Genomic DNA, 15,513 nt, shown 5'->3' with positions numbered 1-15,513 from the left:
TTTCGACGCTGCCGGCAAAGAACAGGGAGGCGAGATCGGATTCCGGCGGGGGGAACCCGCGCGTGATCACCGTTTTGGTCCCGCAATTTTCGACTTTTGACATACACCGTAGGGAAGTGGGATTTGTGGATCCGCTGAAGGCGCTGGCTGACGCGGAGCGCAAGCCGTACTGGCTGGACAGCCCGGCCAGACCCGAGCCGCGACCGCGGCTCTCCGGACACACCACCGCCGACCTGGTCGTCGTCGGCGGCGGTTTCTCGGGCCTGTGGACGGCCCTGATGGCCAAGGAACGCGACCCCTCGCTGGACGTGGTGCTGCTTGAGGGGCGCAGGATCGGCTGGGCGGCCTCCGGCCGCAACGGCGGGTTCTGCCTGGCGACCCTCACGCACGGACTGCCCAACGGGCTGGAGCGCTGGCCGGACGAGATCGAGCGGCTGGAACGCATGGGCGTGGAGAACCTCGACGAGATCGAGGCGACGCTGCGGCGCCACGACATCGACTGCTCCTTCGAGCGCACCGGCGAGCTGAACGTCGCCACCGAGCAGTGGCAGCTCGACGCCCTGTACGAGCACCTCGACCTGATCGAGGAGCTCCGGCTGGACTACGTGCCGCTGGACCGGGAGCAGATCCGCGCCGAGATCGACTCGCCCACCTACCTGGGCGGGCTCTGGGACCGCAGCGGCTGCGCCATGCTCGACCCCGCCCGGCTGGCGTGGGGGCTGCGCGAGGCGTGCGTGCGGCTCGGGGTGCGGGTGCACGAACGCAGCCCGGTGCGCTCACTGGACGACGACGGCGCCTCGATCACCCTGCGCACCCCGCACGGCTCGGTCACCGCCGGCAGGGTCGCGCTCGGCACCGGGGTGTTCTCGCCGCTGCTGCGCCGGCTCAAGCACTTCGTGGTGCCGGTGTACGACTACGCGCTGATGACAGAGCCGCTCAGCGACGCCCAGCTCGGCGAGATCGGGTGGCGCAACCGGCAGGGCGTGGGCGACGGCGCCAACCAGTTCCACTACTACCGGCTCACCGACGACAACCGCATCCTGTGGGGCGGCTACGACGCCGTCTACTACAACGGCGGCCTGGTCAAGCCGGAGTACGAGCAGCGCGACGAGACCTTCGTCAAGCTGGCAGGCCACTTCTACGACACCTTCCCGCAGCTGTCCGACGTGCGCTTCACCCACCGGTGGGGCGGCGTGATCGACACCTGCAGCAGGTTCAGCGCGTTCTACGGGCAGGCGCACGGCGGGCGCCTGGCCTACGCGGTCGGCTACACCGGCATGGGCGTCGGCGCCACCCGGTTCGGCGCGAACGTCATGCTGGACCTGCTGTCGGGGCAGCGCACCGAGCGCACCGAGCTGCGCATGGTACGGGAGAAGCCGATGCCGTTCCCGCCCGAGCCGGTCCGCTCGGGCGTCATCCAGTTCACCCGCTGGTCGATCGCCAAGGCCGACGAGCACCAGGGCAAGCGCAACCTGTGGCTGCGCACGCTGGACCGGATGGGGCTGGGCTTCGACTCCTAGCGGCACGGGCCCGCGGCCTGCCCGGCCGCGGGCCTTTCCCGCCACACTGGAGAGATGAGAATCGAATTCGCCGCCGACGGCGTGCCGCTGGTGGGAGAGCTGCGGGTGCCCGACAGTACGGAGCCGTGCCCGGCCCTGGTCCTGACCGGCCCGTTCACCGGCGTGCGCGACCAGGTGACCGGGCTGTACGCGGAGCGGCTGACCGCCCGAGGGTTCGTCACCCTGGCCTTCGACCATCGCAACTGGGGCGAGTCGGGCGGCGAGCCGCGCTGCCACGAGGACCCGCAGGGCAAGCTGCACGACCTGCGCGCGGCGGTGTCGTTCCTGCGCTCGCGGCCGGAGGCCGACGGGGAGCGGATCGGCGCCGTCGGCATCTGCCTGGGCGGCGGCTACGCGCTCAAGTTCGCCGCTTTCGACCCCCGGGTGAAGGCGTTCGCCGGGATCGCGGGCGCGTACAACAACCCGTACACGATGCGCGCGGGCATGGACTACCAGGCGGCCCTGACCTCCTTCACCGCCGTGCTGGAGCGGCAGGACCAGGGCGAGCCGGTGGCGTACATCCCGACGGTGGCCGAGGAGGGGGAGGCCGCCATGCCCGGCGCGGAGCCGTACGCCTACTACGGCACCGCCCGCTCGGCCTCCGCCCACTGGGCCAACCGGGTGACCAGCGCGAGCGTGCGCGAGCTGATCACGATGGACAACATGATGGGCGCCGACTTCCTGTCGCCCAAACCGGCGCTCATCGTGCACGGCGTGGCCGACCGGTTCTGCTCGCCCGAAGGCGCCGAGGAGGCGTTCAAGCGGCTGGACGAGCCGAAGAAGCTGGTCTGGCTGGACGCCAGGGAGCACATCGACCTGTACGACCGCGAGCCGTACGTGACGCAGGCCGTCGAGGCGACGGCGGAGTTCCTGCACGAGCATCTGTAGCCGAGCCCGGCGCTCAGGGGCTCAGTGCGCGCGTACGAGATCCTCCTCCGGGATGACCTTGGGCACGCCGCGGAGCCCCACCAGCGCGAGCGCCGCCACGACCACCAGCATCGCCGACGTGGCGAGCGCGGTGACGTTCACCGCCTGCACGAACGCCTCCCGCGCCGCCAGCACGAGCTGACCCGCCTGCGCGGCGGGCAGCGACTCGGCCGTGGCCAGCGCCCCGGCGATCGACTCGCGCGCCGCCTCGCCCGGCACGCCGGCGGGCACCTCCAGGCGGCCGGCATAGGTGCTGTTCAGCACCGTGCCCAGGATCGCGATGCCGAGCGCGCCGCCCAGCTCGAACGAGGTCTCCGAGACCGCCGCCGCGGCGCCCGCCCGCTCCCTCGGCGCGGTGGCCAGCACGTTGTCGTTGTTGACCGTGAACGCCAGCCCGATGCCCATGCCGCCCACCACCATGGCGCACGCCATGACCGGGTAGCTGACCTCCAGGCCGATCGTGGAGTAGTAGAAGAACGCCACCGCGTTCAACAGCAGGCCGAGCGCCACCACCCCGTTCCTGCCGATGCGGTTCACCAGCGGGGCGGCCACCACGCCGCCGATCGCGCCGCTCAGCCCGCCGGGCAGGCCCGCGAGCCCCGCCTGCAGCGGCGACCAGCCCAGCACGAGCTGGAAGTACCAGGCGAAGAACAGCGACATGGCCATCATCGTGAAGATCGCCAGCAGGTTGGTGCCGATCGACGCGGAGAACGCGCGCCGCCTGAACAGCCGCACGTCGATCAGCGGCTCGGCCAGCTTCGTCTGCCGCCAGACGAACACCAGCAGCCCGGCCACCCCGAGCACCCCGGTGACCTGCACGTCCACGTGCGCCAGGCCCTTGTCGGCCGCTTCCTTGACCGCGTAGACGACGGCCACGATGCCGGCGAACGACAGCGCCACGCTGATCAGGTCGATGCGCCCCGGCTCCGGGTTGCGCGACTCGGGCAGCACCCGTACGCCGACGACGACGATCAACGCCATGATCGGCAGGTTGATCAGGAACACCGAACCCCACCAGAAGTGGTCCAGCAGCAGCCCGCCGATCACCGGGCCGAGCGCGAACCCGGCCGCGCTCATCCCGCTCCAGACGCCGATGGCCGTGGTGCGCTCGGCCGGGTCGGTGAACACGTTCCTGATGATCGAGAGCGTGGACGGCATGATCGTCGCGCCCGCCACGCCCAGCAGCGCCCGCGCCACGATGAGCAGCTCGGGGTTCGGCGCGTACGCGGTCACGGCGGAGGCCGCGGCGAACGCGACCGCGCCGATCAGCAGCAGGCGCTTGCGGCCGATCCGGTCGCCCACGTTGCCCATCGTGATGAGCAGGCCCGCCAGCGCGAACCCGTAGATGTCGCCGATCCACAGCAGCTGCGTGGAGGAGGCGCCGAGGTCGGCGACCAGCCGTGGCAGGGCGAGGTGCAGGACCGTGAGGTCCACGGACAGGAGGAGGGTGGCCAGGCAGCAGATCGCGAGTCCGGCCCATTTCTTCGTCATGCGGACCACGGTCGCGCCCGGCGCTGACCGCGTGCCTACCGTCCGCTGACCGCCGCCAGCGCGGCGGCGATCCGCTCCCTCAGGTCGTTCACGCTGTACCAGCCCGCCGGGCACTCCTCGCGGGCCCGCTCCAGCCACGTGCGGGCGGCGGCCAGGTCGCCCACCGCCAGCGCCACCTCGCCCAGCCCGCAGTGGGCCCTGGCCAGGATGTCGGTCGAGCCGACGCGGCGGGACAGCTCCGCCGCCCTCTCGTAGTCGGTACGCGCCCGCTCCGGATCGCCGGTACGGGCCAGCGCGTCGGCGCACCGGCACAGGCTCTCCGCGACGTCGGCCAGCGCGCCCAGTTGCCGCGCGACCTCCATCGCCTCCTTCGCCCTGGCCAGCGTGGTCACGTGGTCCTCCTGCTCGGCGGCCAGGTCGGCGAGGCCGGACAGCGCCAGCATGGTGCCCCAGCGCTCACCCATGGCGCGGAAGGCGGCCAGCGACCGCTCGAACTCCGCTCCGGCCCTTTCCGGCTCGCCCGACTCCTGCAGCATGAACCCGTACCCGCACCCGGTGAGCGCGGTCGACCACGGCGACATCGACACCGACGCGGTCAGCGCGCGCAGTTGCGAAGGCGTGGCCACCCCTTCCGGCGGGCCGGTGAACATGGCCAGCAGCAAGGTCAGGAACTCCAGCTTCGCCGGCATGTAGTCCGTCGGCAGGGAAGGACGCAGCCCTTCGAGCCGCTCGGCCAGCCAGTCATCGCCCACGCCGGTCCAGGCCGCGACGAGCACGCACATGGCGTACTCCTCCTTCAGGCCCTCCGGCGCGGCGTCGCCGACGCGTTCCAGCAGCTCCGCGGCGAGGGTCGTGCTGACCGTCCGGTGGCCGCGCATCCACCAGTAGCAGGCGCAGTAGGCCAACAGTCGCAGCGCCGTCTCCAGCCGGCCCGACTCGGTCGCCCAGCGCACGGCGGCGTTGAGGTCGTCGCTCTCCGCGTCCAGGCGGGCCAGCCACTCCAGCTGCTCGGCGCGGCGCAGGTGGTCGTCGGCGGTGATCGCGAGATCCAGGTAGTAGGCGGCGTGCGCCTCCCGCATCGTCTCGGCCTCGCCCGCCTCCGCCAGCCGCTCGGCGCAGAACGCGCGGATGGTCTCCAGCATCCGGTAGCGGCCGTCGACGGCCTCCACCAGCGACTTCTCCGCCAGCGAGAACAGCACCTCCTCGGGCAGCCCGCACACCCGCTCGGCCGCCTCCGCCGTCGCGCCGCCCGCGAACACCGTCAGCCGTCTGGCCATCCGCTGCTCGTCCCCGTCCAGCAGGTCCCAGCTCCACGCCACCACCGCGCGCAGCGTCTGGTGGCGCGGCAGCGCCGTCCTGCTGCCGCGCGCCAGCAGCCGGAACCGGTCGTCCAGCCGCGCCGCCACCTCCGCCACCGACAGCGTGCGCAGCCGGGCCGCCGCCAGCTCGATCGCCAGCGGCAGGCCGTCCAGGGCGTGGCAGATGCGGACCACCTGCTCGACGTTCTCGGGGGTGACCGCGAACGCGGGCCGCACCGCCGCCGCCCGATCGGCGAACAGCCGCACCGCCGGGTAGCCGAGCGGGTCCCGCGCGTCGGGCGGCGGCAGCCGCAGCGGCGACACCGGCACCAGCGACTCGCCGGTGATGCCCAGCGCCTCCCTGCTCGTGGCCAGCACCCGCAGCCCCGGGCAGGACCCGAGCAGCGTGTCGGCCAGCCTCGCGGCCGCCTCGACCACGTGCTCGCTGTTGTCCAGGATGAGCAGCAGTTCCCGGCCGGCGAGCGCGGTCACCAGCCGCTCCACCGGCTCCGGCAGCTCCGGCCCGTGCCGGTCCCGGATCCCCAGCGCGGCCAGCACCGCCGGAGCCACCTCGGCATCCCCGGTCACCGGGGCGAGCTGCACCAGGCACACGTCCCCGTCGGCCCGCTCCGCCACCTCCAGCGCCAGCCTCGTCTTCCCCGCCCCACCGGCCCCCACCAACGTCACCAACCTGGACGCCGCCAGCTCCCTGCTGACCTGCCGCAGCTCCTCCCCCCTCCCCACAAAACTGCTCAGCTGCGCCCGCACCCCCACCTTGACCCCAGCCCCACCCGACCAGACCCCCCGCGAGGCGCCCCCACTCACGTCAGCGGCCCCACCACCTCGACCGCCCCAGACGCTGCCACCATCGGAGCCCTCCAGGCTCTCCCAAGGGCTGCCCTCACCGCGCCCGGCTCCGCGCCCGTCCAACTGGGTGAAGCGGACGTCGTCTCCCCGGTCGGCTGCGGGACGCGCCGTATCGGGCCGGTGCTCGCGGTGAGCGCCACCGCTTCGGTCGTGCTGGGCGTCGGTATGGGAGGTCTCCCACGGGCCGCTCGCGGCGTGCTGGGGTTCCCGCGCGTCCGCCGTATCGTGATCGCCGCCGGTCTGGGGTTCGCGTGTGTCCGGTTGGGTGTCGTGTGAACGGGGGGTGATGGTCTGCGGACTTGTGGGGGTGAGGGGCGGTAGGGGGAGGGTGGCGAGGCCGAGGGCGGGGTCGGCGCGGAGGACCGCCAGGTGGGCCGCCGCGAGCTCGGGCCCCGGTTGGATGCCCAGCTGGTCGTCCAGGATGCGCCGGCCCTCGGCGTACGCGGTCAGGGCCTCCGCCTGACGGCCGCTCCCGTACAGGGCACGCATGAGCTGGGCGCGCAGCCGCTCGCGGAGTGGATGGTCGGCGACGAGCCGGCGCAGCTCGGCGGCCAGCTCGCGATGCCGGCCCAGCTCCAGATCCGCCTGCGCCCGATCCTCGATCGCCGTGAGGCGCAGCTCGGACAGCCGGGCCGCCGACGCGCCGGCGTGCGGCGCGTCGGCCAGGGGCGCGCCCCGCCACAGCTCCAGCCCTTCGCGCAGCAGCGCCGACGCCCGCCCCGCGTCGCCGGACCCCAGCGCCCGCCGCCCCTCGGCGGCCAGCCACTCGAACCGGCTCGCGTCCACGTCCATCGGATCGGCCACCAGCCGGTAGCCCGCCGGATGGAACTCGACCCGGTCCCGCCCCAGCGCCCTGCGCAGCCGTGACACCTGCGACTGCAGCGCGTTCGCCACCCCCTCGGGCGGCTCCTCCCCGTACAGCCCGTCGACGAGCTGGTCGGCCCCGACCACCCGCCCGGGCTCCAGCGCGAGCAGTGCGAGCAGCGCACGCACCCGGGGACCGCCGACCGGGATCCCGGTCCCGTCGTCACCCAGCACCTCGGTGGGGCCGAGGATCTCGAAGCGCATGCCTCTGATTATCGCGGTCCCGGCAGCATGGCGGTGATGTCCCCATAGCTGGGCATAACGGTCTCCTCCCGCGAACCTGACGGACGCACGGCGGCGAGCGTGGACAGGGCGCCCCACAGGCTCGCCCGGTACAGCAGCGACCCCGTGCTGACCCGTGCCACCCCGGCCCGCGCCAGCTCGTCCAGGCCCGGCCCGCCCGGCTGGTACAGGATGTTGACCGGCAGAGGAGTCAGCTCCACCAGCTCGGCGACATCGCCCAGGTCGCTCAGCCCCGGCACGAAGATCCCGTCAGCGTGTCCGTACGCCCGAACCCGCTCCGACGGGTCGCCCGTCTTGAGCCAGCACGTGTCGGTGCGGGCGTTCACGAACACCCCGTGGCCCTTCGCCGCCTCGATGATCTCCTGGTGCAGGCGGACCGGCCGCAGCGTGCCGTCGGCCCGGCCGTCCTCCAGGTTGACCCCCACGACCCCGGCCGCGGCGAGCCCGGCGACCAGTTCCGCCACCTCGGCGGGGTCGTCGCTGAACCCGCCTTCCACGTCCACGCTGACCATCACCCCGAGGCCGGTGATCGCCCCGGCCAGCGCCACGGTCTCCGCCTTAGTTGCCCCGGCGGCGTCGGGCCTGCCGTGCACGGCGGACACGCCGAGGCTCGTGGTGCCGATCGCGGCGAACCCCTCCCGGGCCAGCAGCGCCGCGGACCCGTAGTCCCACGCGTTGGGCAGCAGCAGCGGCTCGCCGCGCCGGTGCAGCGCCCGGAACTCCTCGCTCATCGTCCCAGCACCCCCGCCACGACTCCTTCGGCCAGCGCCATCGCGTGCCGCCGGGCGGGACACGGGCGCACCCCCGCGCCGAACGTGAGGTGGGCTCCGGCGTCCCGGTTGACCTGGCCCAGATCGATCCGCACCTCTGCCCCGGTCTCCCGGTCCATCCGCCGCGTCACCTTGAGCGGCGGGTCGAGCCTGAGCGTACGCTCCAGCAGCCGCGCCACGGCATCACCGGGTCCGGCCTGACGCAACGCGTTCCGTACCAGCCCTTCGGTCGCGTCGTGCGCCTGCAGCAGCAACGTGATCAGCGCCACCGACGATCGGACGAGGCCGGCGTCGGCGGCGAGGGTGAGCAGGTCGCGGACGGCCGCGTCGGCCTCCGGGGTCTCCTCGCCGGACAGATAGCCGGGGGCGGCGGCGCGCACGGCTTCCACCAGCCGGCCGGTGTCCCGGACGCCGAGGGCGTGGCCGAGCACTGTCACGGGGACGCCCTCCCAGCGGCCGTCCCGCTCCAGCGTCAGCTTCCTGGCGGCGTCCCGGAGCGCGTCCGGGTCGAGGGCGTCGAGCGACTCCTCCAGCAGCCGCCGGCGCCGCGCGTGCACCTCCCCGGTGCTGAACCGGGAGGCGTGGGAGCGCAGCCAGGCGAGCGTGCCCTCCGGCGCGTCCTGCCTGACGGGAGGCGGGATGTAGCGGGTGTCGGCGAGCACCGCGAGGGCCTCGGCACGGTGGGTGATGACCATGCGTCCACGCTAGATCGGGAACGTTTCGGCCCGGGTCGAAGTGTCGTCAGGCGGCCAGGCGCTGCTGGGGTTCCCCGACGGTCTCGCGGGCGGGGACGGCCACCGCCGCGGGGCGCGCGCCGGCGGCCGCCATGACCACCAGGAGCGCCATGTCCGCGACCACCAGGGCGCGCTCCAGCAGCCCGTAGTAGCCCTCACCGCCGATCCAGCCGGAGGTGAACGAGGCCGGATGCGCCGCCAGGTACACGGCCAGCACCAGCCCGGCGGTCACCGCCAGCGCCCGGACCGCGCTCCACCGGGCACCCGGTGCCCGCCCGCGCGCGAGCGTCCAGCCCGCCACCGGCAGGGTGGTGAAGACCACGGCCGCCGCCCACCGGTGGATCTCCCCGGTCAGAGACTTGATCTCGCCCGGGTCGGTCGGGAAGACCGCGCTGAGCATCAGCCCGGCGGCCGCGGCCAGCAGCAGCACGCGGGTCGCCGCCGTGCGGCGAGGGTCGGACGTGGCGAGCCCGTACGCCAGGCTCAGGCACGCCGCCGCCAGCGCGAGCATCCCCAGTAACGTCGGCGCCATCCCGCCAGGCACCAGGGCGTAGTCGCTGAGCAGCGGCTGGGCGGGCAGCGTCAGCTCGGCGTAGCCGAGGGCGCCGGCGGACGCCAGCGCCGCCGTGACGGTGGCGGCGGTCGCGGCACGTGAGGTCATCGCGTCACCTCGTCATAGATCTGCTCGAACCGGGCGAGAGAGGTCTGGTGGTCGTGGGTGAGCGCGAGCTCGCGGCTGGCCAGGCCCAGCCGGTCGCGCAGGTCGCCGTCGGTCAGGACGGAGGTCAGGTGTCGGGCCAGAGCCAGCACGTCCCCGGGCGGGAACAGGTAGCCGTTGTCGCCGTTCACCAGGTGCGGCAGCGCCATCGCGTCGGCGACCACCACGGGCAGGCCGGTCGCCATCGCCTCCAGGGTGGCGATGCTCTGCAGCTCGGCCACGCTCGGCATGGCGAACACGTCGGCGGCCGCGTACGCCTGCGGCATGTTCTCGTCGGCCACGAACCCGAGGAACGACACGCGCTCCGCCACCCCGATCCGGGCGGCGAGCGTCTCCAGCGTCTCGCGCTGGTTGCCGCTCCCGACGAGCGCGAGCTGGGCGTCGGTCTCGTTGAGCACGTACGGCATCGCCCGGATGAGGTCGGAGAGCCGCTTCTCCTCGTCCAGCCGGCCGACGAACAGCACGGTCGGCCGGTCCGGCAGGCCGAACAGCTTGCGCGCCCACTCCTTCGGCTCGGCGTGCGGGTGGAAACGGGTCAGGTCGATGCCGCAGGAGACGGCCTCGACGTCGCGGTCGAAGCCCTGCTCGGCCAGGAGCGCGGCGGCCAGCGGGGTGGGCGTGGTGACGTGGTCGGCCTTGCCGAACACCCGGCCGAAGTCGCGCCAGGCCAGCCGGCTCGCGCCCGCCCGCAGCCGGGCGGGGACGTGGCCGAACTGGAAGAGGTTGTCGGGCATGAAGTGGTTGGTGGCCACGACGGGGACGCCGCGGCGGCGGGCGGCGGCCAGGGCGGCCCTGCCGACCACGAAGTGGCCCTGGGTGTGCAGCACGTCGGGGTCGACGGCGGCCATCAGCCGGTCCAGCCGCGCGGGGACCGCGACCCGCATCGTCGGGTGGACGAGCAGCGGCGCCGAGCGCTGCCGGTGCACGATCACGCCGTCGATCACGTCGGCGCCGGCCGGGCCGAGGTCCGACTGGCACACCACGTGCACCTCGTTGCCGCGCGCGGCCAGGCCGGTGGCCAGCCGGTGGGCGAAGTAGGCCGTGCCGTTCACGTCCGGCGGGTACGTGTCGGTCGAGATCATGATCCGCCGGGGGCGTTCGGGTGCGGGGGAGAGGCCGGCGTCCCGGTGGGTCCGGTGCAGGGGCATCGCCATGGTGGGTGACTCCTCAGGGTTTCTTCTAGGTGGGGGTTCCGGCCCGGGGAGGCCGGCTTTCCAGCGGGGTCGTACGGGCGAGGGCGACGGTTCCGGCGGCGGCCAGCGCCGCGGCCGCCACGGGCGCGAGGCCGGTGGGGAGCGGCTCGCCGAGCAGCAGCGCGCCGAACGCCACCGCGGTGAGCGGGTCGGCGATCTGCAGGGCGGCGAAGGAGACGCCGAAGTGGCCGACGGAGTAGGCGCGCTGCAGCATCACCAGGGCCAGCAGCGCCGGGACCGGCAGGGCCAGCAGGTAGGCCCAGTTCCAGCCGCCGTCCACCAGCACCCGCACGAGCGTGGCCGTGGCGCCGTACAGCACCCCGGACGCGGTGGCCAGCAGCGCGGCCCGCCACGCGGGGGCGGCCGCCCGCGCGCCCGCCCACAGCAGCACCGCCGCCGCGCCGGAGACGCCGAGCAGGGTGAACAGCTCCCGCGGCTCCAACCGCACCGGCACGTCCGACTCGGGCACCAGCAGGACGAGGCCGACCAGCCCCGCCGCGACCACGGCCGCCGCGCCCAGCTCGGACGTGGACGGCCTGCGGCCGTGCAGGGTCGCCGCGATCGGCAAGGCGAACAACAGGCTGGCCACCCCCATCGGCTGGACCACGGTGAGGGGACCGAGGCCGAGCGCCACGATGTGCAGCCCGCCGCCGGCCAGGATGGCGGCCCCGCCCAGCAGCCAGCGTGGCCGCCGCAGCAGGGTCAGCATCCCGGGCTTGTCGGTGCCCACCGCCTCGAACTGCTGCAAAGCCGCTCCGAGTGCGAAGAACAGTGAGCCGATCAGGGCGATCACCGCGGCCGGCACCGTCATGCCCCACTCCTTTCAGCTGGATGGTCACCCGGCAGGGTCAAACCGACGTGTCCGAGGGAAGTCGCACGGGGGAAGCGTTGGTGGCGCGCCGCTTCCGCAGCCAGCGGACGGTCTCCACCACGGCCGTGACGGACACGGCGATGCCCAGCCCGAGCAGCAGCCCCTTGATCGGGTCGCGCTCGAACGCCATCCCGCCGAAGAACCCGATCAGCCCCGAGTACAGGCCCCACGAAGCCGCCGCGATCGCGTCGAAGATCGTGAACAGGCGAAGCGGATAGCGGACGGCGCCCATGGTGAGCGTGGTCGCGGTCCGCCCGCCGGGGATGTAACGGGCCACGACCAGCACCAGGCCGCCGCGCTCGGCGAGGGCGTCGCGCGCCCACACCATCGCCTTGCGCTTACGCAGCCGTCCCCCGCCCTTGAGACCGAGCAGGTAGGAGATGTGGTCGCCGGCGAACGCGCCGAGCGCCGCCACCAGGATCACCAGCGCGAGGTTCGGCTCGCCCGTGGCCGCGAACACCCCGGCGGTGATCACGGAGGTCTCCGCGGGCACGATCGGGAAGAACCCGTCGAGCAGGGAGAGCGTGAACAGCGCGAGGTAGAGCCAGGGCGAGGACATCACCTGCTGGAGGAACTCCAGGACGGCGTGCGACATCAGCGTGAACTCCGATCGATTGGCGCGCACTCTCACCCTGGCGGCGAGAGGTGCCGGCGGACATCGGGGATCTCCCGGGGACGAACGCGGGCTCTTCCCCTACCGGGGTCAGGGCCCGTACGCTCCGAACCTAGGAATCCCGCAGGCCACCGCGCATCGGACGATCGGTACGCGGTACCCCCGACTTTCGTCAGGGGCGGCGCTACGACCTCCGGTTGACACCCTTCGATCAAAGCGGCCGGACGGACCCGGCACATCAGTGCGGGCATCCGAGTTGATGGTGGTGCTAGCCCCACCGCCGGCGGGGGAGCGCGAGCCACCCGACTTTCGTCAGGGGCCGGCGCAGACCTTCGGGGGGAGCGGGTCCCGCCTGGTCGCGGATACCGTCGTGGGCGTGAACGGACTACGCCGCGACGACCGTCGCCAGGTGCTCAGAGACGTGGTCCTGTGGGTGCTGCTGGCGATCGTGATCAGCGCCATGGGGCCCGATCCGCTGAGAGACCTCGGCGCGTTCTGCGCGATCACGGTGCCGCGCCTGGCTCTAGGAGCGCTCGCCGTCCTCGTCGGCAGGCCGTGGCCGCTGGCGGCGGTGGTGCTGCTGCTGCCGCTCGGGCCGTGGGACTTCGCCGACAGCCTGGCCACCTCCGACATCACCTGGCTCATCCCCGGCGCCATCCAGGTCAAGATCTTCCCGTTCGCGCCGGTCTCGCCGTTCTCCATCTGGTACGCCTACCTCGCCGGACGCCGCCTGCCCCGGGCCCTGCCGTGGTCCATCCGGATACCGGGCGCCGGGCTGGTCGCCGTCCTGATCACCGCGATCGGCGTCGTCCTCGTCGTCGCCGGTGGCGGCGCGGCCGGTCTGTGGATCACCATGGTCACCGGCCTGATCGGCACCTACCTGGTCCCGTACCTCCTGGGCCTGCTCCGCAGGCGGCTCCTGCAGCAGCGGGACCAGGCGCGGCAGGCGGCCGAGGCGCAGGCACGGCTGCGCGAGCGGGCGCGCATCGCCCGCGACATGCACGACTCGCTCGGCCACGACCTGGCGCTCATCGCGGTACGCGCCGCCGGCCTCGAACTGTCCCCCACCCTCGAACCCGCCCACGCCAGGGCGGCGAGCGAACTGCGCGCTGCGGCCGCGGACGCCACCGAGCGGCTCCGCCAGATCATCGGCGTCCTCCGCGAAGACACCGACGCCGCCCCCCTCGCCCCCCTGCCCGAGGAACCCCCCACCGAAGCGGCGCGGGAAGCCAGCCCCGTCCCGGAGGGTGGGGAGGAGGTCGCGTCGCTCGCTACGGCGGACGGTGAGGCCGAGGTGCCGCCGATGGCCGGGGCGGGGGAGGACGTGGTCGCGCTGGTGGAGCGGGCCCGTGATTCCGGGATGGCGATCACGCTCCGGCTGGAGGGACCGGTTCCCGGCTTGGCGCACCGGGTGGTGCAGGAAGGGCTGACGAACGTCGCCAAGCACGCGCCGGGCGCCGCGATCGAGGTCGCGGTCACCCCGCACCTGGTCGCCGTCCGCAACGGCCCGCCCGCCCGCGCCCCCCAGGTCACCGCGACCGGCGGCTTCGGCCTGCCGGGGCTGAGGGAGCGGGTGCGCCTGGCGGGCGGCACCCTCCGGGCCGGCCCAGCGGACGGCGGCTACGAACTGGCCGCGGAACTGCCGTGAGTCCCCCGTACGGAAGCTCAGACGTACGGAGCTGCTCTCCCCCGTACGGGGGAGGGGGATCCCCTGCCCGCGTGAGGCCCGCGAGCGGCCGGAAGAGCAGCCTGGGAGGCATGAACGAGACACCGAGAGCCGGCGTGGGCCGGATCACCGCGGCGATCGTGGCCATCGCCGCCATGCTTCCCTACCTCACGCTCAAGGTCCTCTGGCTGACGGGCAGCCCGGTCGGCGTCACCGACCCGGCGCTCATGGACGACTCGACGATGTACGGCATGAACGTGCTGACGTTCGGCATGGACGCCGTCGCGCTGGTCCTGGCGCTCGGGTTCACCATGCGGTGGGGGATGCGGCTGCCCGCCTGGCTGGTGCTGCTGCCGCTGTGGGTCGGCACCGGCCTGCTCGGCGTGATCGTGGTCACGACGCCGCTGGGGCTGCTGCTCGAAGGGGCGGCTCTGTTCGACGTCGGCGGCCCGATCGAGCCCTGGGTCTACGTCATGGTCTACGGCGGGTTCATCGGGCAGGGCGTCGGACTCATGGCCGCTTTCGTGCTCTACGCCCGGGACCGCTGGCCCGCCGTCTTCACCACCACCGCCGAGGCCCCGTACCAGTCGCTGACGAGACCGTTCCAGCGGGTGGTGGCGTGGGGCTCGCTGCTGGTGGCGGCCGTCATCGGGGGTGTCCGCTTCTCGTGGGCGTTCGGCGGCGACGCGGGGCTGCCGCCGGAGGCCGCCGCGGCGATGACCTCGGCGGGCGCGCTCCAGCAGGGGATCAAGGGTTTGCTGGCCCTGGCGGCGGGCGTGGCGCTGGTGGCCCTGGTCAGGGCGAACGTCCGCCGGCCGTTCTGGCAGCCGCTGGTCGTGGCCTGGCTGGGGTCCGGGTCGCTGTTCGGCTGGGGCCTCTACGCGATGATCATCACGGCCACGGCGGCGCCGCTCAGCGGCGGAGCCACCGGGCTGACCGACCTGCTGGAGCTGTTCGGCATGCTGACCGGGATGGCCATGGGGATGTGTGGAGCGTTCCTGCTGGCCGAACGGTCAGCCGTGCGCCACGTGCAGCCGGCGCAGCAGCCGCTTGAAGCCGAAGACGGAGACGGTGATCGCCAGCCCGCTTATCACGGCCACCGCTGACGTGCGCAGCACGATGTACCCGCTGAGCGAGCCCGAGAGCGACTCGTAGATCGCCAGCGCGATGCTCAGGCCCGAGTTCATCAGCAGGACGAACGCCCACAGCAGCGTGATCCTGGCGAAGAACCTGCGGACCCGCTCGTGCTTGAGCACCGCGTTCGGCAGGTGGATGTAGTCGAGGGTGAGCTTCTCCACGAGCGGCCTGTTCAGCCGCACGGACGCGAGGAAGGCGATGCCGATGCAGATGGTGCCGAGCTCGGGCTGGATGAAGTACCACATCCACGTGCCGGTCCACAGCCCGATCACCGTGCGCAGCGTGATCGCCGCGGCGGCCAGATACATCGTGGCCGGCACCCGGATCCCCCTGATCAGCCGCCATGCCACGCCCACGTAGACCCACGAGCAGGTCAGGATGAGCGCCCACTGGAGGCCGAGCAGCATCATCGCGGCATAGAACACCACCAGGGGAGCGACCACAGCTTCCAGCAACTGCGGGGCGGCCTGACGGGCCAGGGCGGTCAGACGAGGCAGGGTGACGGGAGGGTGGTTCAACGCTTGCTCCGCAGATTGGGCCGACGGGCTGGGACTACCCCGGC

General features: G+C 73.2%; 13 protein-coding genes. 4 read left to right on the top strand and 9 right to left on the bottom strand.

From position 1 onward, the window contains the following. Positions 1-125: 125 nt before the first annotated feature. Positions 126-1,520, top strand: a complete 1,395-nt coding sequence (locus tag FR742_RS28190) for an FAD-binding oxidoreductase (protein WP_148034870.1) — start codon at positions 126-128, stop codon at positions 1,518-1,520. Positions 1,521-1,574: 54 nt separating this feature from the next. Further along, positions 1,575-2,447: an alpha/beta hydrolase gene (locus FR742_RS28185; protein WP_148033736.1), complete on the top strand. Its 873-nt coding sequence runs from the start codon at positions 1,575-1,577 to the stop codon at positions 2,445-2,447. Positions 2,448-2,468: 21 nt separating this feature from the next. On the opposite strand, the gene FR742_RS28180 is transcribed toward FR742_RS28185, so the two are convergent. The 8 genes from FR742_RS28180 to FR742_RS28140 are packed head-to-tail and all read right to left on the bottom strand — an operon-like array spanning position 2,469 to position 12,160. Then, a complete protein-coding gene (locus FR742_RS28180; protein WP_148033735.1) occupies positions 2,469-3,977 on the bottom strand; it encodes an MFS transporter in 1,509 nt (502 codons plus the stop codon). A 35-nt stretch (positions 3,978-4,012) separates the two neighbouring features. Beyond that, positions 4,013-7,210, bottom strand: a complete 3,198-nt coding sequence (locus FR742_RS28175; RefSeq protein ID WP_261808785.1) for a BTAD domain-containing putative transcriptional regulator — start codon at positions 7,208-7,210, stop codon at positions 4,013-4,015. A gap of 8 nt (positions 7,211-7,218) precedes the next feature. After that, entirely contained in the window at positions 7,219-7,980 is a 762-nt protein-coding gene (locus tag FR742_RS28165; RefSeq protein WP_148033734.1) for an isocitrate lyase/phosphoenolpyruvate mutase family protein, read from the bottom strand. Then, entirely contained in the window at positions 7,977-8,714 is a 738-nt protein-coding gene (locus FR742_RS28160) for a hypothetical protein (protein ID WP_148033733.1), read from the bottom strand. Before FR742_RS28160 ends, FR742_RS28165 begins: the two co-directional genes overlap by 4 nt. 46 nt (positions 8,715-8,760) lie before the next feature. After that, positions 8,761-9,414, bottom strand: coding sequence for a DUF998 domain-containing protein (locus tag FR742_RS28155; RefSeq protein WP_148033732.1), 654 nt, complete (start codon positions 9,412-9,414; stop codon positions 8,761-8,763). Further along, positions 9,411-10,619: a glycosyltransferase gene (locus FR742_RS28150; protein ID WP_148034868.1), complete on the bottom strand. Its 1,209-nt coding sequence runs from the start codon at positions 10,617-10,619 to the stop codon at positions 9,411-9,413. Before FR742_RS28150 ends, FR742_RS28155 begins: the two co-directional genes overlap by 4 nt. A 31-nt stretch (positions 10,620-10,650) precedes the next feature. Then, entirely contained in the window at positions 10,651-11,475 is an 825-nt protein-coding gene (locus tag FR742_RS28145) for a DMT family transporter (RefSeq protein ID WP_187281338.1), read from the bottom strand. A gap of 37 nt (positions 11,476-11,512) precedes the next feature. After that, positions 11,513-12,160 (bottom strand): DedA family protein, encoded by a 648-nt coding sequence (locus FR742_RS28140; RefSeq protein ID WP_261808784.1) that lies wholly within the window; start codon positions 12,158-12,160, stop codon positions 11,513-11,515. Between the two features lie 364 nt (positions 12,161-12,524). Here FR742_RS28140 and FR742_RS28135 point away from each other — a divergent pair, with 364 nt between their 5' ends. Continuing rightward, positions 12,525-13,796 (top strand): sensor histidine kinase, encoded by a 1,272-nt coding sequence (locus tag FR742_RS28135; protein WP_187281337.1) that lies wholly within the window; start codon positions 12,525-12,527, stop codon positions 13,794-13,796. A gap of 110 nt (positions 13,797-13,906) precedes the next feature. Further along, a complete protein-coding gene (locus FR742_RS28130) occupies positions 13,907-14,920 on the top strand; it encodes a hypothetical protein (RefSeq protein ID WP_148033730.1) in 1,014 nt (337 codons plus the stop codon). Here FR742_RS28130 and FR742_RS28125 read toward each other — a convergent pair. Next, a complete protein-coding gene (locus FR742_RS28125; RefSeq protein WP_148033729.1) occupies positions 14,828-15,469 on the bottom strand; it encodes a VC0807 family protein in 642 nt (213 codons plus the stop codon). The genes FR742_RS28130 and FR742_RS28125 overlap by 93 nt on opposite strands. Positions 15,470-15,513 lie beyond the last annotated feature (44 nt).

The sequence above is a fragment of the Nonomuraea sp. C10 genome, assembly GCF_008017515.1.
Taxonomy (GTDB): domain Bacteria; phylum Actinomycetota; class Actinomycetes; order Streptosporangiales; family Streptosporangiaceae; genus Nonomuraea; species Nonomuraea ferruginea.
This window is presented reverse-complemented; position numbering and strand designations above follow the sequence as displayed.

Coding starts and splice junctions, on each gene's coding strand:
- FR742_RS28185 (WP_148033736.1), top strand. CDS start 1,575: ATGAGAATCGAATTCGCCGCCGACGGCGTGCCGCTGGTGGGAGAGCTG.
- FR742_RS28180 (WP_148033735.1), bottom strand. CDS start 3,977: ATGACGAAGAAATGGGCCGGACTCGCGATCTGCTGCCTGGCCACCCTC.
- FR742_RS28175 (WP_261808785.1), bottom strand. CDS start 7,210: ATGCGCTTCGAGATCCTCGGCCCCACCGAGGTGCTGGGTGACGACGGG.
- FR742_RS28165 (WP_148033734.1), bottom strand. CDS start 7,980: ATGAGCGAGGAGTTCCGGGCGCTGCACCGGCGCGGCGAGCCGCTGCTG.
- FR742_RS28160 (WP_148033733.1), bottom strand. CDS start 8,714: ATGGTCATCACCCACCGTGCCGAGGCCCTCGCGGTGCTCGCCGACACC.
- FR742_RS28155 (WP_148033732.1), bottom strand. CDS start 9,414: ATGACCTCACGTGCCGCGACCGCCGCCACCGTCACGGCGGCGCTGGCG.
- FR742_RS28150 (WP_148034868.1), bottom strand. CDS start 10,619: ATGCCCCTGCACCGGACCCACCGGGACGCCGGCCTCTCCCCCGCACCC.
- FR742_RS28145 (WP_187281338.1), bottom strand. CDS start 11,475: ATGACGGTGCCGGCCGCGGTGATCGCCCTGATCGGCTCACTGTTCTTC.
- FR742_RS28130 (WP_148033730.1), top strand. CDS start 13,907: ATGAACGAGACACCGAGAGCCGGCGTGGGCCGGATCACCGCGGCGATC.